At 70.9% G+C, this 26,251-nt stretch carries 21 protein-coding genes; 8 read left to right on the top strand and 13 right to left on the bottom strand.

Going from position 1 to position 26,251, the window contains the following annotated elements; translation table 11 throughout:
* Nucleotides 1-4 precede the first annotated feature (4 nt).
* From ACZ4VA_RS30920 to ACZ4VA_RS30900, 5 genes are all read right to left on the bottom strand, one after another.
* Entirely contained in the window at nt 5-490 is a 486-nt protein-coding gene (locus ACZ4VA_RS30920; RefSeq protein ID WP_355779887.1) for a hypothetical protein, read from the bottom strand.
* A 411-nt stretch (nt 491-901) separates the two neighbouring features.
* Nucleotides 902-2,410, bottom strand: a complete 1,509-nt coding sequence (locus ACZ4VA_RS30915) for a DUF4246 domain-containing protein (RefSeq protein WP_355779861.1) — start codon at nt 2,408-2,410, stop codon at nt 902-904.
* Nucleotides 2,411-2,966: 556 nt separating this feature from the next.
* On the bottom strand, nt 2,967-3,725 hold the full coding sequence (locus ACZ4VA_RS30910; RefSeq protein ID WP_468083306.1) for an FAD:protein FMN transferase: 759 nt from the start codon (nt 3,723-3,725) through the stop codon (nt 2,967-2,969).
* A 1-nt stretch (nt 3,726) separates the two neighbouring features.
* Nucleotides 3,727-4,140 (bottom strand): FMN-binding protein, encoded by a 414-nt coding sequence (locus ACZ4VA_RS30905; RefSeq protein ID WP_355779867.1) that lies wholly within the window; start codon nt 4,138-4,140, stop codon nt 3,727-3,729.
* Nucleotides 4,141-4,150: 10 nt separating this feature from the next.
* Nucleotides 4,151-5,488 (bottom strand): ferredoxin reductase family protein, encoded by a 1,338-nt coding sequence (locus ACZ4VA_RS30900; protein WP_355779870.1) that lies wholly within the window; start codon nt 5,486-5,488, stop codon nt 4,151-4,153.
* A gap of 90 nt (nt 5,489-5,578) precedes the next feature.
* On the opposite strand from ACZ4VA_RS30900, the gene ACZ4VA_RS30895 reads away from it, so the two are divergent.
* Together ACZ4VA_RS30895 and ACZ4VA_RS30890 are read left to right on the top strand one after the other, a co-directional pair.
* Entirely contained in the window at nt 5,579-6,328 is a 750-nt protein-coding gene (locus ACZ4VA_RS30895) for a response regulator transcription factor (protein WP_468083303.1), read from the top strand.
* The gene (locus tag ACZ4VA_RS30890) at nt 6,325-7,782 is read left to right on the top strand and encodes a sensor histidine kinase (protein WP_468083301.1); all 1,458 of its coding nucleotides are present in this window, start codon (nt 6,325-6,327) and stop codon (nt 7,780-7,782) included. Before ACZ4VA_RS30895 ends, ACZ4VA_RS30890 begins: the two co-directional genes overlap by 4 nt.
* 39 nt (nt 7,783-7,821) lie before the next feature.
* Here ACZ4VA_RS30890 and ACZ4VA_RS30885 read toward each other — a convergent pair whose 3' ends face one another.
* Entirely contained in the window at nt 7,822-9,756 is a 1,935-nt protein-coding gene (locus ACZ4VA_RS30885; protein WP_468083497.1) for an ABC transporter ATP-binding protein, read from the bottom strand.
* 252 nt (nt 9,757-10,008) lie between these two features.
* Between ACZ4VA_RS30885 and ACZ4VA_RS30880 the strand changes: the two genes are divergently transcribed.
* From ACZ4VA_RS30880 to ACZ4VA_RS30870, 3 genes are all read left to right on the top strand, one after another.
* Nucleotides 10,009-10,971 (top strand): lysylphosphatidylglycerol synthase transmembrane domain-containing protein, encoded by a 963-nt coding sequence (locus tag ACZ4VA_RS30880; protein ID WP_356165172.1) that lies wholly within the window; start codon nt 10,009-10,011, stop codon nt 10,969-10,971.
* A gap of 93 nt (nt 10,972-11,064) precedes the next feature.
* The gene (locus tag ACZ4VA_RS30875; protein ID WP_389391350.1) at nt 11,065-11,829 is read left to right on the top strand and encodes a crotonase/enoyl-CoA hydratase family protein; all 765 of its coding nucleotides are present in this window, start codon (nt 11,065-11,067) and stop codon (nt 11,827-11,829) included.
* Nucleotides 11,830-12,335: 506 nt separating this feature from the next.
* On the top strand, nt 12,336-16,145 hold the full coding sequence (locus ACZ4VA_RS30870; RefSeq protein WP_468083299.1) for a S8 family serine peptidase: 3,810 nt from the start codon (nt 12,336-12,338) through the stop codon (nt 16,143-16,145).
* Nucleotides 16,146-16,265: 120 nt separating this feature from the next.
* Here the strand turns inward: ACZ4VA_RS30870 and ACZ4VA_RS30865 are convergent, their stop codons facing one another.
* Entirely contained in the window at nt 16,266-16,739 is a 474-nt protein-coding gene (locus ACZ4VA_RS30865) for a VOC family protein (protein ID WP_355794439.1), read from the bottom strand.
* 531 nt (nt 16,740-17,270) lie between these two features.
* Here ACZ4VA_RS30865 and ACZ4VA_RS30860 point away from each other — a divergent pair.
* Both ACZ4VA_RS30860 and ACZ4VA_RS30855 read left to right on the top strand, forming a co-directional pair.
* On the top strand, nt 17,271-18,299 hold the full coding sequence (locus ACZ4VA_RS30860) for a hypothetical protein (RefSeq protein ID WP_468083297.1): 1,029 nt from the start codon (nt 17,271-17,273) through the stop codon (nt 18,297-18,299).
* Between the two features lie 224 nt (nt 18,300-18,523).
* Nucleotides 18,524-18,943, top strand: coding sequence for an organic hydroperoxide resistance protein (locus ACZ4VA_RS30855; RefSeq protein ID WP_355792617.1), 420 nt, complete (start codon nt 18,524-18,526; stop codon nt 18,941-18,943).
* Between the two features lie 253 nt (nt 18,944-19,196).
* On the opposite strand, the gene ACZ4VA_RS30850 is transcribed toward ACZ4VA_RS30855, so the two are convergent.
* The 3 genes from ACZ4VA_RS30850 to ACZ4VA_RS30840 all read right to left on the bottom strand — a co-directional run bounded on the left by ACZ4VA_RS30850 (nt 19,197) and on the right by ACZ4VA_RS30840 (nt 21,935).
* On the bottom strand, nt 19,197-19,991 hold the full coding sequence (locus ACZ4VA_RS30850; RefSeq protein ID WP_356165162.1) for a formate dehydrogenase subunit gamma: 795 nt from the start codon (nt 19,989-19,991) through the stop codon (nt 19,197-19,199).
* Nucleotides 19,939-20,661: a molybdopterin-dependent oxidoreductase gene (locus ACZ4VA_RS30845; RefSeq protein WP_356165159.1), complete on the bottom strand. Its 723-nt coding sequence runs from the start codon at nt 20,659-20,661 to the stop codon at nt 19,939-19,941. Before ACZ4VA_RS30845 ends, ACZ4VA_RS30850 begins: the two co-directional genes overlap by 53 nt.
* 548 nt (nt 20,662-21,209) lie before the next feature.
* Nucleotides 21,210-21,935: a hypothetical protein gene (locus ACZ4VA_RS30840; protein WP_468083294.1), complete on the bottom strand. Its 726-nt coding sequence runs from the start codon at nt 21,933-21,935 to the stop codon at nt 21,210-21,212.
* Nucleotides 21,936-22,200: 265 nt separating this feature from the next.
* Between ACZ4VA_RS30840 and ACZ4VA_RS30835 the strand changes: the two genes are divergently transcribed.
* Nucleotides 22,201-22,773, top strand: coding sequence for a TetR/AcrR family transcriptional regulator (locus ACZ4VA_RS30835; protein ID WP_356165154.1), 573 nt, complete (start codon nt 22,201-22,203; stop codon nt 22,771-22,773).
* Nucleotides 22,774-23,090: 317 nt separating this feature from the next.
* Here the strand turns inward: ACZ4VA_RS30835 and ACZ4VA_RS30830 are convergent, their stop codons facing one another.
* From ACZ4VA_RS30830 to ACZ4VA_RS30820, 3 genes are all read right to left on the bottom strand, one after another.
* Entirely contained in the window at nt 23,091-24,077 is a 987-nt protein-coding gene (locus tag ACZ4VA_RS30830; RefSeq protein ID WP_356165151.1) for a nitrilase-related carbon-nitrogen hydrolase, read from the bottom strand.
* Between the two features lie 393 nt (nt 24,078-24,470).
* Nucleotides 24,471-25,481 (bottom strand): helix-turn-helix domain-containing protein, encoded by a 1,011-nt coding sequence (locus ACZ4VA_RS30825; RefSeq protein ID WP_389391354.1) that lies wholly within the window; start codon nt 25,479-25,481, stop codon nt 24,471-24,473.
* 116 nt (nt 25,482-25,597) lie between these two features.
* Nucleotides 25,598-26,062: a MarR family winged helix-turn-helix transcriptional regulator gene (locus tag ACZ4VA_RS30820; protein ID WP_356165148.1), complete on the bottom strand. Its 465-nt coding sequence runs from the start codon at nt 26,060-26,062 to the stop codon at nt 25,598-25,600.
* Between the last annotated feature and the right edge of the window lie 189 nt (nt 26,063-26,251).

Raw genomic sequence — 26,251 nt, 5'->3', positions numbered from 1 at the left:
CTCGTCAGCGCACGTACCTGGAGATCTCGGAGACCGGCATGGCAGCTCCGTCCCGGCCACGAACGGCAGCCGCGATCGCCGCGTCATCGTTGGCGTGCAGCTTCTTCGAGTAGTCCAGGTGGTTCGAGATATGTGCGCACATCTGCAAGACGGTCTTTACCTGGGAGTCCCATACGGACAGCGTGGTATAGAGCTCGCCACCCATGGCCAGGTTGCGGTCCGCGAGTTCCCTGGCGGCCCGTGCAGTGGAGCCCTCTCCGTTCCGGTCGGCGCCCGCACCCACGATGTCGACTCTCTTGTGTAGTTCGCCGTGGAGCAGGAACGCCTCATGCCCGACCGCCCCGAGATCATCCTGCCTGACCACAAGGTCCGTGCCGGCCTCGCCACTCGTAGCGCCCGATCCCGGCTCCAGCTGATTGAGCCGCATCCCCGCGGACTGGCGCTGCCTGGCCATAGAGACCAGCTGCTCCCACTCGTCGCCGAACGTCATCGTCTCCCCCGTTCCGATCACTGACTCCATGCCAAACGTTAGCAACAGCCCCGAATGAGAACATTGTTGCTGGTGTGGTGCCTCGTCATCGATGAAGCGCCGGGAGCTCGACGCCATCGCCAGGCGACTGCTCACGCCTCCCCCAGGCACTGCGACCATCCGCTCCGATCGGGTCGGCACACGGGTGGCCACTCGAACTGACTCCGCCATGGCGAGTGGCTCTCGACCCGACAGTTCTGCCCACGCTGCGTCAGACGTGCGCGCCTGTGGGAGAACACCGGCACCGAATACCCTGGGTCTCCCCCGACCGCACCAGAACGGCCATGCCGTGCCACTCGCACAACACGAGAAGTACGGCATAGCACTCCAGGTCATCCCTCGGCCGGACGGATCCCCACCCCTCCGAGCCGTTCAGTGCTCGCAGAGGGAGAACTCCCGCTCGTAGAGCTGCTCGTTGTGTTCGGCGACGAAGAACTTGCGTTCCTGCATGAGCTGTTCGCGGTACGCCTTGGCCTGGTCGAGGGTCATGGTCGACGTCTCGGACCACGGCTGTTGCGGGGGCACGTCGGACGTCGAGACGATCTTTTCCGCCGGGTCGACCAGGAAGAACGCGAGAATCTTGCGGTACCCCGGACGGGTGGGGTCCGCGAGGCGGAACGGGCTGACGCGGTGCTGCAGGACGTTCGGGAACGCCAGGCAGCGGCCGGCCGGGGTCGCCACCGACCCCAGTACCTGGTTCAGCGCGTCCTCGTCCTCCAGGCCGTAGACCTCGCGAAGGCCGTTGTCGTCGTTCTGCTCGTAGGAGGGGTCGTCGAGCGCCGCCCGGAAACCGAGCCGGCTTTCTGTGATGTTCTCGCTGTCCCAGTAGTAGAGGCCGGTCGAGACGATCCGCTCGTTCAGCATCCCCTCGACATGCCACGAACCGCCCGCGTACTCGGGCTTGTCCGGGGCCAGTTGGATGGTGGCGAGCTTGACGATGACCTGGAGGCTGCGGCCGCGCAGGACGACTCGCTCGGCCGCGTCGGGCAGGGCGGGCGGCGTGAAGGCGGGGGCGTCCGGGACGACGGGGCGGCGGTTCTCCCACCAGTCGTCCTGGGCCGTTTCATAGGCAGTGACGGCTTCCTCGTAGGCCGCGTCGTCACTGTAGGCGGCCTTGTCCGGGTACTGCGGCTCCGAGTCGTACCAGCCGTAAGGGTCGGCCTCGATGCGCGGCGGCCGCGGGTGACGCAGGTCGGTGAGCACGTTCTCCAGCAGCGGCAGCATGCGGGCGAACAAGTCCGGCAGCACGGAGGCCAGTTCGCGATGCTTCTCCGGGTGGACGTTGTTGACGTACGAGCGGAAGGCGACCTCGCCGCCATCACTGACGTCGACGTCCGTGGGCAGCCACTGGAACCTCTCCGAGAACTCGTACTTCGAGTAGCGGTTCGTCGGGTTCTGCCAGGCCCGCTCGGGCGCGCCGCTCACGTCCCTCACCAGACAGAACAGAGAGGGGTGGACCAGATCCAGGACCTGGCCGTCCGATCCGGGGTGCCAGTCCTTCTCCGCTTCGGGAACCTCCTCCAGAACCCGGACCGCCTCGCGCAGCCGGGACCTGAGCCGGTCGTCGACCAGCGTGTCCGACTGCCACACCCCGTCGACCGCGGAGACCTCGACGCCGGTCCGCCTGTCCCGCAGCGCCGCGTAGTGATGGAGTTCGGCGAGCACGTAACGGACCTGCGCCTCGGTGAGACCCTGCGCGAGCGCTTCCTTCGTCCACCGGGCGACGATGCCGTCGTCGTTCATCTTCTCGAACCACTGCGACTTCGCCCGGATGTGCGAGCTGCACTCCATCATCTGAAGTTCCCGCAACGTGCGCGGTGTCGCGAAGCCTATGGAACGAGAGGCATGAAAGGGCAGCGGGAAGGCAGACAGGGCAGACAATTCTCAAGGTCCTTCGACTTGACGAGCGGTGGCGGGAAGCCTACTGGAGCCGACTGACACCACGGCCGTGGTCCCTTCCCCCGTTGCCCAGTGAGCTGGTCCCGTGGCTGACCCAACACCGCTGCTGGCAACCGAGGTTCGGCCGAATCTGACTACGTCCGCCTCGTGCCCGTCCGACGCCGATCGTGCGCGTCGGGCTTCGGCGCGACCGACCTATCGCGGTGGGAGTCCGACGAGATCCAGGCCGTTGTTCGATGCTGTGCTGCAGCGCGGTCGTGAGATCGACGGCAGGTTCGGCCGAACCATGGGCGTCAGCCGCCTCCGCCTCCGCCGCTGGTGTTGTCCGGACCGAGGTCGTACTCCCGGCTCTGGTTCGCGCCGGATCCCCAATGCTCGTAGCAGATGAGCCCCGCTCCGATCAGCAAGACGATCCCCGTAGCTATCAGCGATATCCATGCGCCGACGTCCATGCTTGCGGATGTACCCACCGCTGTCAGTGCGAAGCCTCACCCGGGCCTCCATCGATCCGACGTCCCGGGAACGGGATCTTGCTGCTTTACGGAACTGCTGCCCTCGGCGACACCCCCTCCCCCGCAAACCCCTCCGTCCTCAACACCCGTCGCCCCGCGTCCACCGCGAAGACCTCGCAGTCCCGTTGGGTCGCCGCCCACGTCACTCCCTCGTGCCCCATCGCGAACGCCGCCGTCGCCACGGCGTCCGCGGTGGTCAGTGTCGGGGCCAGGACCGTCAAGCTGAGCAGGTCCGTCGACGGGTGGCCCGTGCGGGCGTCGATGATGTGGTCGCCGCGTTCGTAGCGCGCGGAGGTCGCGACCGCGCCGTCCGTCAGGTGCAGGACCGTGCACAGCCGGTCGGCGTGTTCGGGGTGCCGTACGCCGACGCGCCAGGGGCCGCCCGAAGTCACCACGTCGCCGCCCGCGTTGAGGCAGAACACGCGGACGCCGGCCCGCGTCAGCAGGTCCGCCGCCCGCTGCACCGCCCAGCCCTTGACCACCCCGCAGGGGTCCAGGCCCCGGCCGGGCAGGCGGACGTCGAAGGCGCCGCCGGTCGCCTCCCGGTAGTGCTCGCACAGGTCCAGGATCTCCCGCAGGTCCGCGGAGATGCCGTCGGCGGTGAGTTCGCCCCGGTCCAGCCGGGACACCTCACTGTCGGCCCTGAACGGGCTGAAGCGGGCGTCGGCCTCCCGCAGCCATCCGAACACCGCGTCCGCGGCGCCCTGTTGGACGTCGTCGGGGGCGTCCTCGTCGTCGATCCGCAGGGACACCGGGAAGCCCATGACGTGCTCGACGCGGCGCACCTCAGGCGTCCTCCGCGTCGATCGCGGCCTGGAGGGACTTCCGGTAGCCGTCGCTGGTGACCGTGGCGCCCGACACCGTGTCGACGTCCGCGCTCTGCGCCCGCAGCGTCTCCGCGACCAGTTTCGGGACGGCCGCCGCGGTCTGCGGATGGTCCGGCTGCCGGAGCATCCGCACCGAGGCGATCCGGTCCTTCTCGAAGGTCACCTCGACCTGGACGGGCCCCTTCTCGGTGTCCACGGTCGGGCCCGCGACGACCCGGGAGGACGCCGAGGGCGCCGAAGAGGACGTGGAGGACGTGGGACTCGGCGGCGCCGCGGGCGCCTGGGCTGCGGAGCTGTCGGGCGACGCCTCGTAGCGCCAGACCGGGATCAGGCCCGCGACGCTCAGGACCAGGACGGGCAGTGCTCGTTTCACGGTGTGCTCCTCATCCCGCCAGGCTGAAGCGTTCGAAGTGGATCTGCGGCTTGGGTACGCCCAGTTCGCGCAGGCTGCCGAGCACCGCGTTCATCATGGGCGGCGGTCCGCACAGGAAGACGTCCCGGTCCCTGACGTCCGGCACGAGGCGCGCCAGCTCGTCCGGTGCCAGTCGGTCGGGCGCGGCGGGCCCGGTCACCAGGTGCAGCTCGGCCCCCTTGGCGCGGGCCAGCTCACGCAGTTCGTCGTAGAGGACGGCGTCCCGGTCGGTGGCGACCCGGTGGACGACCACGGCGTGCCCGTGCAGCTCCTCCAGCAGCGCGCGGATGGGGGTGACGCCCACGCCGCCCGCGATGAGCAGGGCGTCCGGGCGCGTCCTGTGCAGCGCGGTGAACGCGCCGTAGGGGCCCTCGGCGAAGACCCGGGTGCCCGGCTTCAGGTGCCGCAGGGCGGCGGTTCCCTCGCCCGCGGTCTTCACGGTGAGCCGCAGGGTGCGCCCGTCCGGGGCGGCCGACAGGGAGAAGGGGTTGGCCTGCCACCAGCGGTCCCGGGTGAGGAACCGCCACAGGAAGAACTGCCCTGCCCGGGCGGGCAGTCGGTCCAGGTGGCGGCCGGTGACGTACACGGAGACGACGTGGTCGGACTCGGGGACGACGGCGCTCACGCGCAGCCGGTGGCGCAGGTTGCGCCGGACCGGCAGGACCACCCGGCCGAGGGCGACCGAGCCGAGCGAGGCGCCCCACAGGGTGTACCAGTAGGCGGTGGCCGCGGGTGACGAGGTGAACGTCGTCCCGGCCGCGACCTGGTGGGTGAAGGCCAGCACCACGGCGACGTAGGTGTACAGGTGGACGAAGTGCCAGGTCTCGTAGGACAGGCGGCGGCGGGCGTAGCGGGCCGAGACGGCGCCGACCGTGACGAGGATCGCGAGGGCGGTGATCGCGCGCAGGACGCCCTCGGTGGTCTCGGCGAGGTCGACCAGCTGGTTCACCGGATCCAGCGTCGACGACTCGGCGTAGCCGAAGGTGATGAGGACGGCGTGGGTGAGCAGCGTCCAGAGGATGCCGAAGCCGGTCCAGCGGTGCCACGAGGTGAGCCGGTCCATGCCGATACGGCGGTCCAGCCAGGGCAGCCGGGCCACCAGCAGGAGCTGGAGGGCCATCAGCAGGGCGCCGTACAGGCCGGCCAGGCGGCCCAGCACGATCAGGGCGTTGGAGGCGAATCCGGCCTGCGCGAAGAAGTACGCGACCGCGGCTACGTTCGCGGCGAGCAGGGCGCACAGGGCCGTGCGGGCCACCACCCGGGGGCGTATCGCCGTGGGGGGCGCGGGAGGTGCGTGGACGGTCGTCACGGACAGAGCTCCTCGATCGGGTCCTGGGACACCGAGCTTGGCCGTCGGAACCTGTCGATCAGCTGTCGTACGACTTTCAAGTGGTTATCGATGTGGCCACGGGGACCGTCCGCCCTCGGGGGCGGTGGGCGGGTGCAGCAGTATGAGCGGGTGGAAAAAGTACGACTCCTCGTCGTGGACGACGACCCGCCGATCGCCGATCTCGTCGCGACGGTGGCCCGCTACGAGAGCTGGGACGCGGTGACCGCGAACTCCGGCGAGGAGGCGCTGCGGCGTGCCGCCGAGTTCCGCCCCGACATCGTGGTGCTGGACCTGATGCTGCCCGACGTCGACGGGTTCGGTGTCCTGGACCGGCTGCGCGGCTCCGGGACGATGGTGCCGGTGGTGTTCCTGACCGCCCGTGACGCGGTCGCCGACCGGGTGGCGGGGCTGACCCGCGGCGGTGACGACTACCTGGTGAAACCGTTCGCGGTGGAGGAGTTGATGGCCCGGCTGCGGACCGTGCTGCGGCGCAGTGCGGGGCCGGGGTTCGAGCGCTCGGTGCTGCGGGTGGCGGACCTGACGATGGACGAGGACACCCGTGAGGTGCGGCGCGGCGAGACGCTGCTCACGCTCACCCCGACCGAGTACGAGGTGCTGCGCTATCTGCTGCGCAGGTCGCCGACCGTACTGACCAAGGCGCAGATCCTCGACCACGTGTGGGCGTACGGGTTCGGGGGCCGCTCCAACGTCGTGGAGCTCGTCGTCAGCCGGCTGCGCCGCAAGGTCGACGCCGAGGGGGACCCGCTCATCCAGACCGTCCGCGGCTTCGGTTACGTGATACGGCGGGCGGCCACGTGACGGCGCTCCCGCGTCGGCCGCTGACGACGTACCGCCGGCTGCGCCTCGGCACCCGGCTCGCCCTCGGCCTCGGGGTGCTGGCCCTGATCGTGTTCGCCGTCGTCGGCACCGCGCTGACGACGTACATGCGGGACTACCTGGAGCGTCAGCTCGGCGACCAGCTGAAGCTCGTGCAGGTCGTGCAGTCGAAGGACGCGGAGGCGCACGGCACCGTGCGGCGGCAGCCCTACTACGGCTGGTACACCGCGGTGTACGACGTGTCGGGCGGCGCCGCCGACCTGCGTACCCCCGCGGACGTGCCCGCCGACACCCGTGGGCTGACCGCCGTGGCCGAGGCGATGGCGGACTCGGACACCGAGGTCACCCGCACCGTGCGGATCGACGGGCAGGGCACGTACCTGCTGCGCGCCTGCGAGGTCGAGCCCGGTGTCGTCCTGGTCAGCGCGGCGCCCACCGGGGACATCGACGCCACGATCCGGCAGCTGATCACCGTGCAGGTCGTGGCGTTCGCGGTCGCGCTGCTGGCGCTGGTGGTCCTCGGCCGGCGGATGCTGCGGCGCGGGCTGAAGCCGCTGAGCGACATGGCGCACACCGCGCACGGCATCACCTCGCACGATCTGACGGAGTCGGCGGCGCGGCTGCCGTTGCGCGCCGACGGGCGGGACGGGGGTCCGGAGGTCGAGGAGCTGCGCTCGGCGTTCAACACGATGCTGGAGCACATCGACGATTCCCTCGCGGTGCGCGCGGAGGCCGAGCAACGGCTGCGCCGGTTCGTCGCGGACGCCTCCCACGAGCTGCGCACGCCCCTGATGTCGGTACGGGGATACGCGGACCTCTTCCAGTACGCCGCCGCCAACGCGCCCGAGGAACGCGACCGGCACCTGGCGCGGCTGCGTGCCGAGGCCGCGCGGATGGGCGTCCTGCTGGACGATCTGCTGCTGCTCGCCCGGCTGGACGCGGCGGAGGCGGAGACCCCGTTGCGCCCGGCCGACGCGGACCTGGTGGAGCTGGTCGCGCAGGCGGCGGACGCCTTCCGTGCGAGCCACCCCGACCGCCCGCTGACGGTGGCGGCCGGGCCGGAGAGTCTGCGGATGCGCCTGGATCCGCAGCGCGTCCGCCAGGTTCTCGACAACCTGCTGACGAACGCCGCCGTGCACACCCCGGCGGGTACACCGGTGTCGGTGGCCGTCTCCGTGGCCGCCGGGCAGGTCCGGGTGCGCGTGGCGGACGCGGGTCCGGGCGTCCCGGCCGCCGACCGGGAGCGGGTCTTCGACCGTTTCTACCGCGTCGACAAGGCCCGCAGCCGTGACCGCGGGGGCAGCGGTCTCGGCCTCGCGGTGGCCCGTTCCCTGGTGCGGGCGCACGGCGGCACCATCGAGCTGGGCACCGAGCCGGGCGGGACGGTGTTCACCGTGCTTCTTCCGCTCGGCCGACCGGAGCAGACGGGCCCGTGACCGAGCCGACGGCTCGACCCGGGCCGTCGATGCCACCGTTCACACCACCGCCGTCTCCGTCTCCGTCACCTCGTCCGCGATCGGGCCGGACCTGCCCGCCGCGTCCTCGTGGGCGGTTCCCGCCTTGGCGAACTGGGTCCGGTACAGCTCCGCGTAGCGGCCGTCGGCGGCCAGCAGTTCCTCGTGGGTGCCGCGCTCCACGATGCGTCCCGCCTCCACGACGAGGATGACGTCGGCGGCCCGCACCGTGGACAGCCGGTGGGCGATGACGACGGCCGTCCGCCCCTCCAGCGCCTCGGTGAGCGCCTCCTGGACGGCCGCCTCCGAGGTGTTGTCCAGGTGCGCGGTGGCCTCGTCGAGGATCACGACACGCTGGCGGGCGAGCAGCAGCCGGGCGATGGTCATGCGCTGGCGCTCACCGCCCGAGAGCCGGTAGCCGCGCTCGCCGACCACCGTGTCCAGGCCGTCGGGCAGGGACCGTACGAGGTCCTCCAGTCGGGCCCGGCGCAGCACGTCCCACAGGTCGTCCTCGGTCGCGGACGGACGGGCGAGCAGCAGGTTGTCCCGTACCGAGTCGTGGAAGAGGTGGCCGTCCTGGGTGACCATGCCGAGGGTCTCGCGCATCGACTCGGCACTCAGGTCGCGCACGTCGACGCCGCCGATGCGGACGGCGCCCTCGTCGGTGTCGTAGAGGCGGGGCAGCAGTTGGGCGATGGTGGACTTGCCGGCGCCGGACGACCCGACGAGCGCGACGGTCTGGCCGGGTTCGGCGCGGAAGGAGACGCCGTGCAGGACCTCGGCCCCGCCGCGGGTGTCGAGCGCGGCGACCTCCTCCAGCGAGGCCAGGGAGACCTTGTCGGCGGAGGGGTAGGCGAAGCGGACGTCGTCGAACTCCACGGACACCGGGCCCGCGGGGACCACACTGGCGTCCGGCTTCTCCTCGATGAGCGGGCGCAGGTCGAGGACCTCGAAGACCCGCTCGAAGCTGACGAGGGCGCTCATGACCTCCACCCGGGCCCCGGCGAGGGAGGTCAGAGGTGCGTAGAGGCGGGTGAGCAGCAGGGCGAGGGAGACGACGGCGCCCGGCTCCAGGCTGCCGCGCAGGGCGAACCAGCCGCCGAGTCCGTACACGAGCGCGAGGGCCAGGGCCGACACGAGGGTCAGCGCGGTGATGAACGCGGACTGCGCCATGGCCGTCCGCACGCCGATGTCCCGGACCCGGCCGGCCCGGGCCGCGAACTCGGCGGACTCGTCGCCGGGCCGGCCGAAGAGCTTGACGAGGGTGGCACCGGGAGCCGAGAAACGCTCGGTCATCCGGGTGCCCATCGAGGCGTTGAGGTCGGCCGCCTCGCGCTGGAGCCTGGCCATGCGGCTGCCCATGCGGCGGGCCGGGACCACGAAGACCGGGAGCAGCACCAGGGCGAGCAGGGTGATCTGCCAGGACAGGGTGAGCATCACGGCGAGGGTCAGCAGCAGCGTGACGACGTTGCTGACGACGCCGGAGAGGGTGTTGCTGAAGGCCCGTTGGGCACCGATCACGTCGTTGTTGAGTCGGCTGACGAGCGCGCCCGTACGGGTACGTGTGAAGAACGCGACCGGCATGCGCTGCACATGATCGAAGACAGCCGTGCGCAGATCGAGGATGAGTCCCTCGCCGAGCGTCGACGACAGCCAGCGGCCGACGATCCCGAACGCGGCCTCGGCCAGCGCGATGACCGCGATGAGGACGGCCAGGCGCACCACCGTGTCCTCGTCCCCGTCGGACACGATGACGTCCACGACGTGCCCGGCGAGAACCGGGGTGGCCACGGCGAGCAGGGCGGTCACCACGCTGAGCAGCACGAAGCAGGCGATGCGGCGGCGGTGCGGGCGGGCGAAGGCGGTGATGCGGCGCAGGGTCGCGCGGGCGAGGGGTCGGCGCTCCTGCTGCGCGTTCATGACGCTGTGCAACTGTGTCCAGGCTGTGGTCTCCATGCTCATGGAGGAGACGGTAGGACCTCAAGCAAGCTTGAGGTCAACCGTTCACCGGTTTCCCTCCCGTCCGGTCCGCGGTGTTCCCGCGCTTCCCGTGCGGCTGACCCGGCTCCTCCGGCCCGTTCACCCGTTCTTCGTACACCGGGCCGTACGGGGTCGGCGTACGGTTCCTCCGCGCCTTGCCCCGCGTGTCAGCCGGCGTCCTCGCGCGCGCAACCCCACGTTGGTGCGGTGTGGAAAACCTCTCCGGATGTGACTGCCGTATCCCTTCCCGAATCGCTTCCCCGACGCGTGCCGGTCCGCAAGGTCCTGTGCCTGCTTCCGATCGCCCTCGTGGTGTGGGTCTCACTGCGTCACCGCTCGGTGCTCCAGGAGGGCTTCGGGCAGCTGCGGGGCGCCGAGTGGCCGTGGCTGGCGGTGGCCGCCGCGGCGACCTGTCTCACCTGGGTGGCCGCCGCCTTCACCCGGCAGGGCGCGGTCGTCGAGCGGCTGCCCGCGCGCCGGCTGCTCGCCGCGCAGTTCGCGGCGGGCGCCGCCAACCACCTGCTGCCGACGGGGCTCGGCGCGGGCGCGGTCAACCTCCGTTTCATGACGGTGTGCGGTGTGCCGCTCCCCCGCGCCTCCGCCGCCCTCGCGCTGTATCTGCTCGCCGAGTCGGTCAGCCGCCTGGGCCTGCTGCTCGTGCTGCTCCTCGTGTTCCCGGACGCGCTGCGGCCGGGGACACTCGTGCCGTCGGACGCGGTCGGCCCGCTGCTGTTCGCCGGGGCCGCGGCCGTGTGTGCCGTGGCCGCGGTGCTGCTTCTCGTGCGTCGCGTGCGGACGGCCGTCGGTTCCTTCCTGCGCACCGCGCTCGGTGAGGCGCGGTCCGTCCACGTCAGTCCCGCGCGGGCGTTCGCCCTGTGGGGCGGAGCGCTGGCGTTCCCGGTGCTCCAGGCGGCCGGACTGGCCGCGGTGGGGCGGGCGTTGGACGTGCCGGTGCCGCCCGCGCATCTGGCCGTCGCGTATCTGGCGGCGACGGTCGCCGTGGCGCTGGTGCCGGTTCCGGGCGGCATCGGTTCCGTGGAGGCGGCGCTGATCGTCACGCTCGTGGCCGCGGGGAGTCCGGCGGCCCTGGCGACGGCGGCGGTCCTCGGCTACCGCATCATCACCGTGTGGCTGCCGCTGCTCCCGGGGGCGTTGACGCTGGGCGCGCTGGTACGGCTGCGGGTGATCTGACGCCCGGAGCGGAGCGGGCGTACCGGGCGGCTCGGCGCACCCCGGGTAACCTGCCGCATCCGAGCGGGAGTCGAACGGGAAGAGGAGCGGCCGATGCCGGTACGGATCGAACGTCAGGGTCACGTCACCACCGTCGTCCTGTCCCGGCCCGAGGCCCGCAACGCGGTGGACGGTCCCACGGCCGCCGCGCTCGCCGACGCCTTCCGGGAGTTCGAGGCGGACGAGTCGGCGCGGGTGGCGGTGCTGTGGGGCGAGGGCGGTACGTTCTGCGCGGGTGCCGACCTCAAGGCGATCGGGACCACACGCGGCAACCGGGTGGCGGAGGACGGCGACGGGCCCATGGGACCCACCCGGCTGCGGCTGTCGAAGCCGGTCGTCGCGGCGGTCGCGGGGCACGCCGTCGCCGGTGGACTGGAGTTGGCGCTCTGGTGCGATCTGCGGGTGGCCGAACAGGACGCCGTCTTCGGTGTGTTCTGCCGTCGCTGGGGTGTGCCGCTCATCGACGGCGGCACCGTGCGGCTGCCCCGGCTGATCGGCACGAGCCGGGCGATGGACATGATCCTCACCGGCCGTCCGGTGCCCGCCGCGGAGGCCTACGAGATCGGTCTCGCCAACCGTCTCGTACCAACAGGTCGGGCGCGTACGGAGGCGGAGGCGCTGGCCGCGGAGATCGCCCGCTTCCCGCAGTCCTGCCTGCGCGGCGACCGTGCCTCCGTGCTCGACCAGGAGGGCCTGGACGAGCCGGCGGCGCTGCGCGGTGAACTCCGTTACGGAATGGGCGTACTGAACGAGAGCGTGGAGGGCGCCGCCCGCTTCACGGCGGGTGCGGGGAGGGGCGGTTCGTTCACCGACCTGTGAGGCGGCATCGGATCGGCGTACGGCGTCGGCGGGCACGGGGTGCGGCCGATGGCGTACGGCGTCCCCTGGTGCACGGCGGCCGGTCCGCCCGTCCGACGGCGGGAATCAAACAGGCGGACCCGAACGGGAGGGTGCCGGTCAGCCGGTCGCCTCGCAGTCGGTGTCGAGCAGCTGGATCGGCCGGGTGGCGTCCAGGTCGACGTACGCCTCGAGGGTGGCGGTGTCCGCACCGTTCTCACCGGCAGGCGCCGTCCCCCGCCCCGCCCGGCACCGCCATGACGGCCGTGCCCGGTGGCCGCGTCCGCCCCGCCCGATACCGCCGCTTCTGTCGAGGCGACCCCGACGGACAGCCCGCCGGGCAGGACCATCAGGGCGGTGCGCCCGCGTCCGTGTCGCCGTTGCGACATGTCGCCTGTTCGCCAGGCGAGGGTGCTGACAGGCCTCTGGCGTGCGCAGATTCTGTCGTACAGCACCTGACTTCGTGCTGTACGAAAGGTTGTTGACTGATGGCATGGATCCGCTTGTCGGCGGCGATATCGACCGTGCTGGTGGTGACGTTGGGCAGTGTGTCGCCCGCCTCGTCCAGCACGGAGGCGGAGGGGACGAAGGAGTTCACCGGCACCGGCCAGAAGGCGGCGTCCGCCACCGTGCGGTTGCTGACCGGCGACCGGGTGACCGTGACGTCCGTGCCCGGAGGACGCCGCACCGCGTCGGTGCGGCCGGGCCCGGGACGCGAACACGTCTCCTTCCGCACCCTTGAGGGAGACGACAAGGCACTGACCGTGCTGCCCTCGGACGCCGAGGCACTGGTGACCGGAGGCGCCCTGGACCGCCGCCTCTTCGACGTGACGGGACTGATCGCCCAGAAGTACGACGAGGCCCACTCGTCCGCGCTGCCGCTGATCGTCTCCTCACAGCCGTCCGCGGACGGCACCGCACGCACGGCGCGGGAGTCGAGGTCCGCCGCCGCGACGGCGGACCGGCTCACGGCGCTGAACGCCCCGGCCGGCCACGCGCGCACCCTGAGCAGCATCGACGCGCGGTCCGTGCGGATCGCCGGCAAGGACCTGGGCCGGTTCTGGAAGACGCTGAACGCCCCCGAGGGGACGGACAGCGCCCGAGCGGCCGTCGCTCCGCACGTCTTCCTGGACGGCAGGGTGAGGGCCGTACTGGACCGCAGCACGGCGCAGATCAACGCGCCGGCCGCGTGGAAGGCGGGGTACGAGGGCCAGGGCGTCAAGGTGGCCGTCCTGGACACCGGTGTCGACGCGAACCACCCCGACCTGGCCGGACGCATTGCGGAGGCCAGGAACTTCTCCACCAGCGCGGGCACGAACGACATGTTCGGCCACGGCACGCACGTCGCCTCGACCGTGGGCGGCACCGGTGCCGCGTCCTCGGGGACCCGGCGGGGTGTCGCGCCGCGGGCCGACCTGCTGATCGGCAAGGTGCTGGGGGACGACGGCTACGGCAGCGAGTCCGCTGTCGTCGACGGCATGGAGTGGGCCGCCGGTCAGCACGCCGAGGTCGTCAACATGAGCCTCGGCTCGGAGAGCCCGAGCGACGGCACCGATCCGATGAGCCGTGCCGTGAACACCCTGAGCGCCTCGACCGGCACGCTGTTCGTCGTCGCCGCCGGCAACGCGGGCGAAGGGGGTCCGGCCACGATCGGCTCCCCCGGCGCCGCCGACGCCGCCCTCACCGTCGGTGCCGTGGACCGCGACGACTCCCTCGCGCCTTTCTCCAGCCGAGGTCCACGTTCCGGTGACGGCGCGGCCAAGCCCGACGTGACCGCCCCCGGCGTCGACATCGTCGCCGCCCGCGCGGCAGGCACCGCCATGGGCAAGCCCGTCGACGCCAACTACACGGCGTCGTCCGGCACTTCGATGGCGACTCCGCACGTGGCGGGCGCCGCCGCGCTGCTCGCGCAACAGCACCCGGACTGGAAGGCGCAGCAGCTCAAGGACGCCCTGGTCAGCACCTCCCACACGGTGCCCGGGACCAAGGTGACCGAACAGGGCGGGGGCCGCGTCGACCTGGCCACCGCCATGGGTCCGGTGACCGCCACCGGTTCCCTCACCCTGCCGACCCTCCGGGCCGGCGACCAGGACCGGACGGACGCGGGCACCGTCCACTACGCCAACACCGGTGACCGGCCGCTGACACTGACCCTGGCGGTCCGGTTGGCCACCCCCGCCGGACGCGCGCTCCCCGAGGGTGCCGTCCGTCTCGGTTCCGGCACCGCGGAACTGGCGCCCGGCGCGAGGACCGAGGTCCCGCTGCGGGTCGACGCTTCGAAGGCCGTCCGCGGCGAGTACTACGGGTACGTCACCGCCACCTCGGCCGACGGCACCGTCGTGGCCCACACGACGCTGGCCCTCGTGGTCAGGGGCAAGCAGCACCGGCTGACCGTCGTCTACCGCGGCCGTGACGGACGTATCGTGCCCGGCGCACTGCCGAACATCTGGGGCGGCAGCGAGGGGAACGGCTTCGTGACCTACACGGACCGGGACGCCGCCGTCGCCGTCGTCGAGGAGGGCACCTACCACCTCACGTACAGCTTCTACGACGAGAACGCCGACGGTGCCGAGGTCGGTGAGATCGTCAGCCCCGACGTGAAGGTCACCGAGGACACGACGGTGACACTGGACGCCTCGGACGTGACCGAGGTGAAGATCCGCACGCCCCGCCCGGCCGAACAGCGAGGTGTGCTCGGTGACACCTTCTACCGCCGGATCGACGGACGCGGGCTGATCCAGGGCCACTTGATGTTCGACCTCGTCAAGCACCTGTACGTGAGCCGCGTCGCCCCGGTCACCGACGGCACGTTCGAGTTCCACTCCCGCTGGCAGATGGTCGCCCCGCAGCTGCAGGCGCGTATGCCCGGCGACTCGCCGGCCCTGACTCCCTACTACGAACCGGAGTCCGCCGTCTTCGACGACCGGGGCGCGCACCTGGCCGCCGCGGACGCCGGCACCGCCGAGGCACCCGCGTTCCGCGGCACGCGCGGAAAACTGGCCGTCATACGCGTCCAGTCGATCGCCGAGAACACCAGGGAGCTGGCACGCAAGGCCCATTTGGCGGGCGCCGAGGCGCTGTTGATGGTGTGGCCGGAGAACGAGCTCCCCTGGACCAGGTGGCGTCCGGACGGCCCGCGAACGGCCGTGCCGCTCATGCGCATCTCGTACACGCAGGGTTCGGCCCTGCTGAAGCGGGTGCGTGAGCGCACCACGACGGTGGACTTCTCCGGAACGGTACGCAGCCCCTACCTGTACGACGTGGCGCAGGTCTCGAAGGGAGAGATTCCCGCGAACCTGGTGCACACCGTCTCCAAGCGCAACAGCACTGTCGTACAGGCCACTTACACCCGCACGGGCGAGTCGGCCTGGGCGAGCGAGCAGCGCTTCGGGTGGCGGCCGTACCAGGAGACCGCCTGGAACCAGCACAGCCGCTACGTACCGGTGGGGATGACCCGCACCGAGTACGTCAGCAGCGGGGACACGCTGTGGAAGCACACCGTGCACCACGACATCATCGATCAGCCCGACGACGTGCTACGCCTCGGCATGCAGGACCGTCCCCACACCTACCGGGCCGGCGGAACCGCGACGGAGCGGTGGTTCGGGGCCGTGGTGCGGCCGTCGATCCCGCGTGAGGCGGCCTGGCCGTCGGTCCGCGAGGGCGACACCCTGTCCGTGTTCGTCCCCGAGTTCACCGACTCCGGCGCCGTCCACTACTCGGTGGCCGAGGCCCCTTACTTCGGCAAGGCCGACCTGGCCACGGCACGGCTGTACCGCGACGGCCGGCAGATCGCCGAGTCGGGCATCGGCGCGTGGGGTGACATCGAGGTCCCCGCCGGCGACGCCGCATACCGGCTGGACCTCACCACCGGCCGCGACTCGGGCGACTGGGCCTTCGGTACGAGGACCCACACCTCGTGGGCGTTCCGGTCGGACACCACGGCGCAGAAGTCCCGGCTGCCGCTGCTCCAGGTGGACTACGACGTACCGGTCGACGCGCGGAACGCGGTGAGCCGGGCGAAGACGCACAGTCTGGAGCTCGCCGTGCGCATGCAGGACGGCATGGCGTCGCCACAGGGCGTCAAGGTCCAGGTGGAGGCGTCCTACGACGACGGGCGGACCTGGGTCGTCGCCACGACGACTCGCAAGGGCCACGGCTTCACCTCCGCCGTGGAGCGTCCGTCCCGCGTGCGCGGTGACGCGTACGTGACGCTGCGCGTGACCGCCAAGGACGCCGACGGCAACTCCGTCGAGCAGCGGGTGGACCGCGCCTACCTGCATCCCGGCAGGCGCTGACAGTCGCGGCTCTCCCTCTCCGGCAACGGGTGAGGGAGAGCCCGGGATCAGCCGTCACGGCGTCGTCCCCGGGCCGAGGGCCCGGGGACGACGCCGTGACTCGTGCGGTCGGTCGTCGCGTCAGCGGCCGGGGGCTCGCTGCGTGATCTCCTGAAGGATCCAGCCGTTGCCGTCGGGGTCGCTGAACGTGGCGTAGGAGCCGTAGGAGGCGCCGTCGGGGTGCCGGCCGGCGAGACGGCCCTGGCCGGGAACGTCATGGGTGACGGTCCCCTTCGCGTGACCGTGGAACAGGAGCCCCTTGTCGTCATGGAACACCTCGCTCACCTCGACGCCTCGCTCCAGGAGCCCCTGACGGGCCGCCTCGACGTCGGTGACGGCGAGGTACAGACCCTGCGTGGAGCCGGGCTCGGCGGAGGTGAGGCCCTTGCCGAAGATGATCGACGTCTCCGACCCGGGGGGCGTGAGGTGGACCGCGCGCCACTCGGGGACCGGAGCGCGGTCGAGGTCGAGGCGGAAGCCGGCCCTCTCGTAGAAGGCCTTGGCGCGGTCGACATCGGATACGGGCAGGACGAGGAGTTCGAGCTTCAGCTTCATGTCTTCTCTCAGGTTCCGTGAGGTCGATGACCGGGGCGGGGATCGTCACCGGCTCGACTGGTGCCGAGCGTGCACCCTGAAGCGTCACCTGTCAAGGCGGTGACGCAGTGACCGAGGCGCCTGCGGAGGCGGTGCGGGACCACAGAACGGCCATCCCTCCAGGTCAGACACTTGAAGAAGGCCGACCAAGATCCAGAAGTGCCGGAAGATCGGACAGATCAGCCAAGCGACGGCGGCGACCGCCGCACGGGCGCCCGCGACACGACACCGTGACCGATCGCCACCACGGAGCACATCGAGCAGAGGTCCACCCGACGCCATCCCGCACCCCAAGTGCACCTACAGACAGGACAGTTCGACCGAACAGGACGAAGAAAGTGCCGCAACGGGCGGCCTGCGACGACTCGACGGCGACCATCCCCGACCGGGCAGCCCTTGCCAACTCCAAGATAGGAGCATATGCTCGTATCACGAACCGAGGCACCGCGCCTCCCTTCCCCTTCCACCTGCCCCCTCTCCAAAGGTCACGCCATGACTACTGCTGAGCGCGAGCACACGCTTCCCGCCACGGCAGAGCAAGCTCCGAAATCGAGCCAGGGCCCCCGCCGACCGCCTCTGAAGGCATGGCTCCAGCCGCTCCTGATCTCGCTCGTCGTCGTGGCGGCCTTCATCGCGTCCTACGTGGGCCTCCAGCGCGATCCACAGCCACACCACGTGCCCATCGCCGTCACCGGCCCCAGCCTGCCGGGCGAGGTGCAGAGGGCACTCGGCGGCGCCGTCGAGGTCCACCCCGCCGCGGACGCCGCGACGGCACGGGCCGCCCTGGAACACCACGACGTCGTGGCGGTCCTCGGCGCCGACACCCCCGACCACCTGAACCTGCAGATCGCCGGGGCCGCCGGCAACTCCACCACCTCGGCCGTCAGTCACCTGGTCGGCGCGTACGCCCACGGGACCGGCGCACAGTTCACCACCGAGGACGTCGTCCCGCTGGTCCACCACGACGCGCGGGGCCTCGCCGGGTTCTACGTGGCCTTCGGCGTCTCCCTGGCCGGCTTCGTCCTCGGCTCGAACGTCCTGGGCCTGGCCGCCGCGATGCGCCTGCGCCATCGGATCTACCTGCTGGCCGGCGCCTCGGCCGCCGTGGGTGTCGTCGGCGCGATCCTGGTCGGCCCGGTCCTGGGCGCCGCCCCGGCACCCCTGATCCCCCTCATGTTCGTCCTGGCCCTGCTGGCGGCCTCGGCGGCGTTCACCACGACCCTGCTGGGAACCGTGCTCGGTCCGATCGGCCTGCCGATCACCACGCTGCTCCTGCTGACGGTCGGCAATGCCACCAGCGGCGCGGTCATCGGCGCCGACCTGCTGCCCGCCGGGGCCCGGGCGATCTCCGCGCTACTGCCGCCCGGCGCCGCCGTCCGCGCCATCGCCGACCTGAGCTACTACGGCGGCGCACACCTGGTCACCCCAGTGCTCACGCTGGCCGCCTGGGCGGTCGTCGCCGGGACCGCGCTGGCCCTGCGTCCCCGCCTGAAGGGACGCCGCACCGCTGCCGCCGCCTGACCGTCATACAGACCCCTCAATGTCGCCGCCCCGCCGGGAGAAACCCGGCGGGGCGGCGACATTGCTCCGCACCACCCTCCGTGCGTCACCTCCTTGACAGGTGACGCACGAGATTGCCACTATGTGGTCACCGGTCGAGCGGGTGACGCGAGGAAGCGTCCCGCCGAGAGGTTCACCGACGTACGGGTCTCCCCCGCGTCCCCGTCTTTCGAAGAGGATTCGTCATGCCGAACTACACCGCCCACGTGAAGGTCACCGGCGAAGGCCGCAACGGCGGGCGCGCCCGGTCCGACGACGGCCTGCTGGAGACCGACCTGGCGCTGCCGAAGGAACTGGGCGGGGCCGGTACGGCGACCAATCCCGAGCAGCTGTTCGCGGCCGGCTGGGCGGCCTGCTTCCTGGGCGCGGTCCGGATCGCGGCGGCCGAGCGCAAGATCCGTCTGGCCGGCACCGAGATCGACACCGACATGACGCTGAACCACGGCGACGAAGGTTTCTCCCTGGCCGCCGTCCTCAACCTCCAGGTCGGCGGTGTGACCCAGGAGCAGGCCACCGAACTCGCCGAGGCCGCCCACCAGATCTGCCCGTACTCGAAGGCGATCCGCGGCAACATACCCGTCACCATCAACGCCGTCGCCGTCTGACCCCACCGGGCCGGCGCAATCGGCCCCTCCCCCGCCCCGCAGGCCCCGCACACGCACCCCGCGCGTGCGGGGCCTGCGCGTGGCCGTGCACCAGGACGCCGACCCTCACGCCTCTTGCCCCGAGCGGACACAGGGGCGACTCCGGCCCTGCCGACAGCAAGAGGCCGCCCCACCGACCGCGGTGGGGCGGCCTCTGCCGCTCGATTCCGTGTTGCCGCGCCAACCCTGTCGTCCCGCGGGCTCCTTGGTGGAATCAGTTCCTGAATTCCGTGGACGGGTCTTCGTCCTGGCCCGCGGGCCGGTCCTCGCCCCGGGACTCGGGTCGGCCCTCACCGTGGGACCGGAGCCGGCCCTTGTTGTCCTGGGACTCGGGTCGGTCCTTGTCCTGGGCGGGGTCGTCCGAGAGCCACCGGGGGTGCAGTCGAGCGGCCCAGGCGCGGTCGACGTATCCGGTCCGCATTCCCTGCAAGGCCCCGGGGTCCGCCCGCGCCTTCCGCATGTGCGCGAGGACGACAAACGTGATCGCCCAGGCGACGACATCGTGCACGAAGATCGCGCTGGTGCGGGAGATGAACGGCAGGAAGCCCATGAACCACATCAGCAGTCCGGTGAGCAGCATGACCAGGACGGCACCGGCGATCCAGCCCGCGTAGAGCTTCTGCCCGGCGTTGAACTTGCCGGCCGGCCGCGCGCCGGGGGACATCAGCCGGTGGCGGGCGGCGCGCAGCCACTGCCTGTCGTACTCGGCGAAGCGGTTGAGCCGACGCAGGTCCGCCCGCAGCTCGGTCGAGAAGAGTCCGAGCAGCACCGGGACGGGGATGAGGATCCCCGACCACTTGTGCACGGTGGACACCAGGTAACGCTGGCCCACGAGTTGGGCGAGGGGCCCGATGTAGAGGCAAGCGGCCGTCAGCAGGCAGACGAGCACCAGCCAGCCGGTCGTGCGGTGCACCAGGCGCTCGGCGCGGCTGAAGCGCCGGACCCTCCCGGAGGCGTCAGGCCGCGGCTTTGCCCCTGTCGGCCCCGTCGAGCCAACCGTCGACGTCATATCCGCGTTCCTCCCAGTAACCGGGTTCCACCTTGCTGGTGACCGTGATGCCCGACAGCCACTTGGCCGACTTGTAGAAGTACATCGGCGCGACGAAGAGGCGGACCGGCCCGCCGTGGGCGTGCGTGATCGGCTTGTCCTGCATGTCCAGCGCGACCAACACATCGGCCCGGCGGGCCTGTTCGAGGGTGAGGCTCTCGGTGTAGGCGCCGTCGAAGCACGTGAAGTGGACGGCCGTGCCCTTGGCGCGCACCCCCGCGGCGTCCAGGAGGTCCGACAACTTCACGCCGCTGAAGGGCGTGTCGTCCACGCGCCACCCGTCGGTGCACAGCACGTCGGCGACGACCCGGGTCTGCGGCATCGCGCGCAGCTCATCGAGGGTGTAGGTCTTCGGCCGGTCCACCAGGCCGCCGATGGTCAGCTCGTAGTCCGTCGCGTCCTTGTGCGGGACCGACGTGACGACGCTGAAGTACCGGAAACCGCCCGGGTTGGGCAGGAGGCCGGTGAGGCCGGTCGGGTCGGCCTGGGAGGAGGACGCGAGGAACCGCTCCCAGCCGTTCTGCAGATAGGGGGCACCGGCGAGGCCGGCGGCACCCGCGGCGAACATGCCGAGCATGGCCCGGCGCGCGATCGGCGCTCCGTCGGCCGGACGTTTCGACTTCCCAGTCATGACCACCAGTCCTTCGCCTCGCGGCGATCGCGGCGCATACGTGGCCACCGTGCCGGCCGTGGGTGTGCGCGGGTTCGTACGGCGGGGGTGCCGGGCAGCGCCCGATCCGGCTGCCCTGACACCGACGGCGAGCGGACGTCCGCCGCTCGTTGCCGACGTCGACAGCAGACTCCGTCGACAGCGACTCGTCACCCCCTGAAGTGGTGTACGCATGCTGCCACGCTGATTCGTCACCAGTCAATGCGGTGACAGTGTGCCCACCGTCACCCGAGCCGTAGGCACTGGTGCCGGGTTCGCGGGTTACGGACGGACGGTCTGAGCCCCGAGTTGTCGTCCCAACGGCTCATCGGTGAGTCGCCCGACGCGATGCAATTGGTCACCGTATCGACAGGTGACCGACGCACAGTGCAGCCATCTCGGGGCCGACAGCGCGTAGGGGAGGTCGGGAGAAGTGAACCCCTTACGGGGAACTGCGAGCCCGGAGCGTTCCGCACCGCGTCGCAGTCCCCTGCTGTCCACATACGGGCCGGAAGGCCCGCTCGGGTCGATCAGGCGAAGACGACGTCGTCGATGTCGATCGTGACGAGCTCGATGTCCCGGATCGGGGCGCCGTCCTCACCGATCGGATAGACGCGCCGCTTGGTCGGAACCATGATCCCGCCGAACTCCTTGTAGTCGAAGCTGTAGTGCGCGGCCGGCCCGGAGTTGAGAACCTCGGCGGTGTAGTCGTGCCGGCGCAGCAGCCCGGCCTCGTCGAAGTAGAAGACCTGCTCCTTGGAGTGCGTGGCGATGTTGTCGGGGAAGGTCACCTTGAGCCGCCGCAAGGTGGCGCCCCCCTCGGCCACGGGCGCCAGCTCCTCGGTCTTGAACTCGGGCGAGGCGAAGGTGAACGGGCTGGTCAGATAGGTCCACATCGCGTAGCCGGCGAAGTAGGCGAGGTGCAGGTCGTCCCACTGACTCTCCAGGGTGTGGCCGGCGAAGGACGCGCGCGGGTCGAGCCGCTCGGCCTGCACCTCACCCCGGTCGTTCTCCACGGCCACGCGCTGGGCCGTGAAGGACGTGCGCAGGTCGGGCGCGGTGAAGGGGCTGTGGCTGGCGTACTGCTCACGGGGGTCGAGACCGACCCGCACGGTGGCCGAGTCGAGGATTCCGCTCTTCCCCTTGAGTCCCCACAGGCCGCCGCCGGTACGGAAGGCGACCGTGGCCGTGCGGTACGCCCTGTACCGGTCCAGGCCTCCGTGGGCGTCGATGACAGTGGTGGTGAGGTCGGTCATGGGGTCCTCATTCGCAGTGGAGTGTCCGTTCCGGACTGACGACTCGACCATAACGACCGGTCGTCTTAAAAGCAACGGACTCCCGGTCGCCGGGGGCGTGACACGGCCCACGCCGGGCCACGAGCAGGGCAAAAAAACGCCCATCTGGCACGTCACAGCGATGGCGACGGCGTGAGCGAGCAGCGATACGGACGGCCACTCCTCGGGTGCCGCGACAGCGAGTGGTAACCTAAGACGATCGACCATCTTACAAGGAGGCGTCATCGTGGCTCGGGCCAGTTTGCGCGAAAACATCATCGAGGCAGCCGTCGACCGCTTCCATTCGCACGGGTACGCGGCGACGGGGGTGAAGGACATCACCGATGCCGCCGGCGCCCCCAAGGGGTCCTTCTACAACCACTTCGAGAGCAAGGAAGCGTTGGCCGTCGTGGCGCTGGAGCGCTACGGCGCCAGTCGCCGGCTGGACATGCTGACCGACGACTCGGTGGCCCCCCTCGCCCGGGTGCGCCGGCACTTCGAGTTCCTCCGCGACGAGAACCTGGAGGCCGGTTTCGCCCGCGGCTGCATGGTCGGTGACATGGCGGTCGAGGTGGCCGACCACAGCGAGGCCCTGCGGGCCAGCGTGTTCGAGAGCTTCACCTACTGGCGCGAGGCGCTCGCGGTGGCCATCCTCGACGCCCAGGAGGCGGGCGAGGTGTCCAAGGCGCAGGACGCCGCCACCCTGGCAGCCTTCGTGCTCAACGCGTGGGAAGGCACCCTGATCGCCACCAGGACCGACCGCTCGGCGAAGCCGTTCGAGTCCTTCTTCACGATCGTCTTCGGCGTCGTCCTGCGCTAAGGCCTGCCGTTCGAGCTGGTGGTCCTGGTGCTCGGCACCGGACGGCTCGGATCAGGCCTGGCGGACGGACCGCGAGTCCCGAACGCAAGCGGCATCCACCGGGGAACGGATGCCGCTTCCGTTCGGGACTTTTCGCCATCCGCTCCCCCGCCGCCGTCCCGGGGTGCCTTCACACTGGAAGCTCCCGGCCCCACCGCGGGTCTACGGACCTGGCGTGGGACGACGTCGTATGTTCCCGGCGGACGCGTGTCGCGCCCGCCAGGGACCCTGCCTCGCAAGGCCGGCCGTTCCGTGTGTGAAGTGGCCCTGTTCGCAGCTCACTTGGCCTCTGCGGGGCGCCCCTCCTCGGCCGGGTACGTGTCCGGCGCGACCCGGGCGGCGCGCTCGTGGACGTGGGGTGCCGGCGAGCGGTCGATGTTCAGGCTGAGCAGTTCGGGGCGGCTGTAGTGACCGCTCGCATCCATCAGGCGCTTGCGGCGGTCGATGAGGGCGAGGTCGAGATCGGCGATGACCTCGCCTTCGCCGGAGGTGAGGGGCTCACCGATGAGCTTGCCCTCGGGGTCGACGATGGCGGTGAAGAACCCGCCGGAGACCGCCTGGACGGGGCCGCCGGTGTCCTTGGCGATCTGCGCCTGCTGGTCGGCGTCGAGCCAGGCGGTGGCGTTGACGACGAAGCCGGCCGATTCCAGGGCGTGCTGCCGGATGTTGACCTCGATCTGCTCGGCGAAGAGTTCACCACCGAAGGCGCCGGGGTACATCGCCGCGTGGATCTGCTCGCCGTCGGCGATGAGGGCGTAGCGGGCCAGCGGCTGGTAGTGCTCCCAGCAGGCGAGCTGGCCGATGCGGCCCACGGTGCTGTCGACCGCGCGCAGCCCCGAGCCGTCTCCCTGACCCCAGACCATGCGCTCGTGGTAGGTAGGCGTGATCTTGCGGCGGCGCTGGATGAGAGTGCCGTCGGCGTCGAAGAGCAACTGGGTGTTGTAGATGGTGCCGCCGTCGCGCTCGTTGACGCCGATGGCGACGACCATGCCGGCCTCGCGGGCGGCGTCGCCGATCGCTTCGGTGTCGGCGGAGGGCACGGTCACCGACTCCTCCAGCAGGCGCAGGTGCTCCTTGGCCTGCGTGTACGGGGGCTGCACGAAGGAGAAGTAGGGGTAGTAGGGGACGACGGTCTCGGGGAAGACCGCGAACTCGACCCCCTGCCGCCCCAGTTCGCGGATCTTCGAGACGACCTTCTCGATCGTCCCGGCGCGGCTGTAGAGCACCGGACTGATCTGTACCGCGGCTGCCTTCACAACAGTCATGACAAAGCTCCTCATGGATGTGCGGTCCTGGATGACCCGGGGTCGCGTCTGCCGCTCTGGCGGGGACGCGACTGACCTGCGGCTCGATCGGCCGCCGGGTGATGGGTGCGCCCTCTGTCGGGCTGCTGCGATGCCGTCGGCCGACTGCTGTCGCCGACACGGCCTCATCGGCCCGCATCACAGATAGGAGCATATGCTCCTATCTGTCGAATGGCAAGGGCTCGCTCTCACCGTCTGCCTCCTACGGTGGACGCTGGGCCTGCGCGCTCGCCGAGCCGGGCCCCGCACGCTCGGGAACCGGCCGCGCGACCGCACCCAGCTGACCCCCCGCTGCGAAGCGGAGCTGACCCCTGGGCACGCCACAGAGTCAGCCCGGCAGGTCGCCGAACGGCTCTAGAGCCAGCCTCGGCGGGCCGCCTGCCAGGCCAGTTGCATACGGGTCACCGCGCCGGCGAGGGCCATCATGTGCTGAATGCGCCGCTGGACGGTACGCCGACTCAGTCCCATCTGGCTGGCGATCGCCTTGTCGGTGATGCCCGCGACCAGGAAGGCGAGCAGCCTGCGGTCGGTCTCCCGCAGAACGTCGGCACCCTCGTCGTGATCGGCGCCTGTCGCGCCGTCGATGGCGCCGGACGCGCTGATGTTCAGGGGGACGGCGTCCTCCCAGTAACGCTCGAAGAGGGCGATCAGCGCCTCCAGGAGACTGCTCCCCCGCAGCAGCGCGGCCGTCGGCTCACCTGGGCTGCCGGACGGGCCTCCAGGCACCAACGGGCAGATGGCGATCTCCCGGTCGGCTATGGCGAGCCGCAGCGGGAGATGTGACACAGAGCGGGCGATCTCGCCGGCCTGCACTCCCGAGACAACGTTATCGACGGCCCCGGGATCGTCGAAGAAGGCCCGCTCGTAGACGACCCGGTAGCGGACCCCGCGCGCGAGGGCCTCGTACTCGGCGTGGTTGCTCCCCGACGACATGGCCACGTACTGGGCCTTGCAGAACCAGAGCATTTCGTGGCGGGCGTTGCCCTGGAGTTGGCGCAGGTGCTGGCGCATCGCCTCGGCGCCGGTGATGACCTCGATGAGGTGCCCGGGGTCCTGGTGCCGACGGCTGCTGCGGTAACTGCCGAGGAGGTCGGTGACGGCGGCCCGGGCCTCGTCCAGCGCCTCGGCGCGCCGCTGCAGACGCGGCAGCAGCGTGACGTCCGGAGGGGACGCGGCGTAGCGGACGGGCGCGCTGTCACTGGTGCTGGCGAGCCCTTTGCCCACGAGCGCGGCGAGAACGGACTCGGCTTCGACGGGGGCGAAGCGGGAGTGAGACGCGATCTCCTCGACCGAGGCCGTCGAGGTGGCGACCAGGAGCCGGTAGACGGTCTCCTCCGCGGGGGTGAGGCCAGCCGCCTCGAGCATTGCCGGGTCCTCCTGGCATGAGGGGTTCGCGCGCAGGGGTGACCGCGAACGGTGGAGGTGATGGAGAACTGGACGCGGGAGCGGACGGGACGCAGGGGCGCGCCCGGTCCGTCCGGTCAGGTGGCGATGTTGCTCAGGGCGGCCGCGAGCTTCTTGAGGTCGAGCCCCGTCAGGTGGTCGAGGAAGTGGCGGCGCACGGAGGCCAGGTTGCTGGGCCACGCCTCTTCGAGGCGCGCGAAGCCCTCGTCGGTGAGGATGGCGTTGTAACCGCGGGCGTCCTCTTCGGAGCGCACGCGCTTGATGAGTCCCTGCGCCTCCAACCGGCTCGCCAGTCGGGTGATCCCGCTGAGCGACATGTCGATCGCGCCGGCGAGGTCGCTCATGCGCAGCTGCCGGTTCGGGGCCTCGGAGAGGTTCATCATCGCCAGGTACTCGATGAGGGAAAGCCGCTGTTCGCGGATCATGTCGGCGTCGATGGCACGCGGCAGGGTGTAGACGACGCGGCTGAGGGACCGTACGACGGCCTCCTCCTCCGGCGTGAGGGGCTGCAACGGCTCTGACTGCGATGCGACGCGTGACATGGACCCACTTTACTTGTTCGGCCAAGGAAATTTACCGAGCAACCAGATTCGGGCGGAACGCTTACGGGTTCCACCCAGATCTCTGCGCCCGCCACACCCAAGGGGCGAACGGCGTTTCCCGAATGGTGCGCTTCGCTACAGGGGGCTCAGTCCGGGAGATGAAACGAGACGGGGCAGACGCAGAACTTC

Source organism: Streptomyces sp. NPDC028308 (genome assembly GCF_055565855.1).
This window is presented reverse-complemented; position numbering and strand designations above follow the sequence as displayed.

Coding starts and splice junctions, on each gene's coding strand:
- ACZ4VA_RS30870 (WP_468083299.1), top strand. CDS start 12,336: ATGGCATGGATCCGCTTGTCGGCGGCGATATCGACCGTGCTGGTGGTG.
- ACZ4VA_RS30830 (WP_356165151.1), bottom strand. CDS start 24,077: ATGACTGTTGTGAAGGCAGCCGCGGTACAGATCAGTCCGGTGCTCTAC.
- ACZ4VA_RS30885 (WP_468083497.1), bottom strand. CDS start 9,756: ATGGAGACCACAGCCTGGACACAGTTGCACAGCGTCATGAACGCGCAG.
- ACZ4VA_RS30920 (WP_355779887.1), bottom strand. CDS start 490: ATGACGTTCGGCGACGAGTGGGAGCAGCTGGTCTCTATGGCCAGGCAG.
- ACZ4VA_RS30895 (WP_468083303.1), top strand. CDS start 5,579: ATGTGGCCACGGGGACCGTCCGCCCTCGGGGGCGGTGGGCGGGTGCAG.
- ACZ4VA_RS30820 (WP_356165148.1), bottom strand. CDS start 26,062: ATGTCACGCGTCGCATCGCAGTCAGAGCCGTTGCAGCCCCTCACGCCG.
- ACZ4VA_RS30865 (WP_355794439.1), bottom strand. CDS start 16,739: ATGAAGCTGAAGCTCGAACTCCTCGTCCTGCCCGTATCCGATGTCGAC.
- ACZ4VA_RS30845 (WP_356165159.1), bottom strand. CDS start 20,661: ATGACTGGGAAGTCGAAACGTCCGGCCGACGGAGCGCCGATCGCGCGC.
- ACZ4VA_RS30850 (WP_356165162.1), bottom strand. CDS start 19,991: ATGACGTCGACGGTTGGCTCGACGGGGCCGACAGGGGCAAAGCCGCGG.
- ACZ4VA_RS30840 (WP_468083294.1), bottom strand. CDS start 21,935: ATGACCGACCTCACCACCACTGTCATCGACGCCCACGGAGGCCTGGAC.
- ACZ4VA_RS30875 (WP_389391350.1), top strand. CDS start 11,065: ATGCCGGTACGGATCGAACGTCAGGGTCACGTCACCACCGTCGTCCTG.
- ACZ4VA_RS30860 (WP_468083297.1), top strand. CDS start 17,271: ATGACTACTGCTGAGCGCGAGCACACGCTTCCCGCCACGGCAGAGCAA.
- ACZ4VA_RS30855 (WP_355792617.1), top strand. CDS start 18,524: ATGCCGAACTACACCGCCCACGTGAAGGTCACCGGCGAAGGCCGCAAC.
- ACZ4VA_RS30825 (WP_389391354.1), bottom strand. CDS start 25,481: ATGCTCGAGGCGGCTGGCCTCACCCCCGCGGAGGAGACCGTCTACCGG.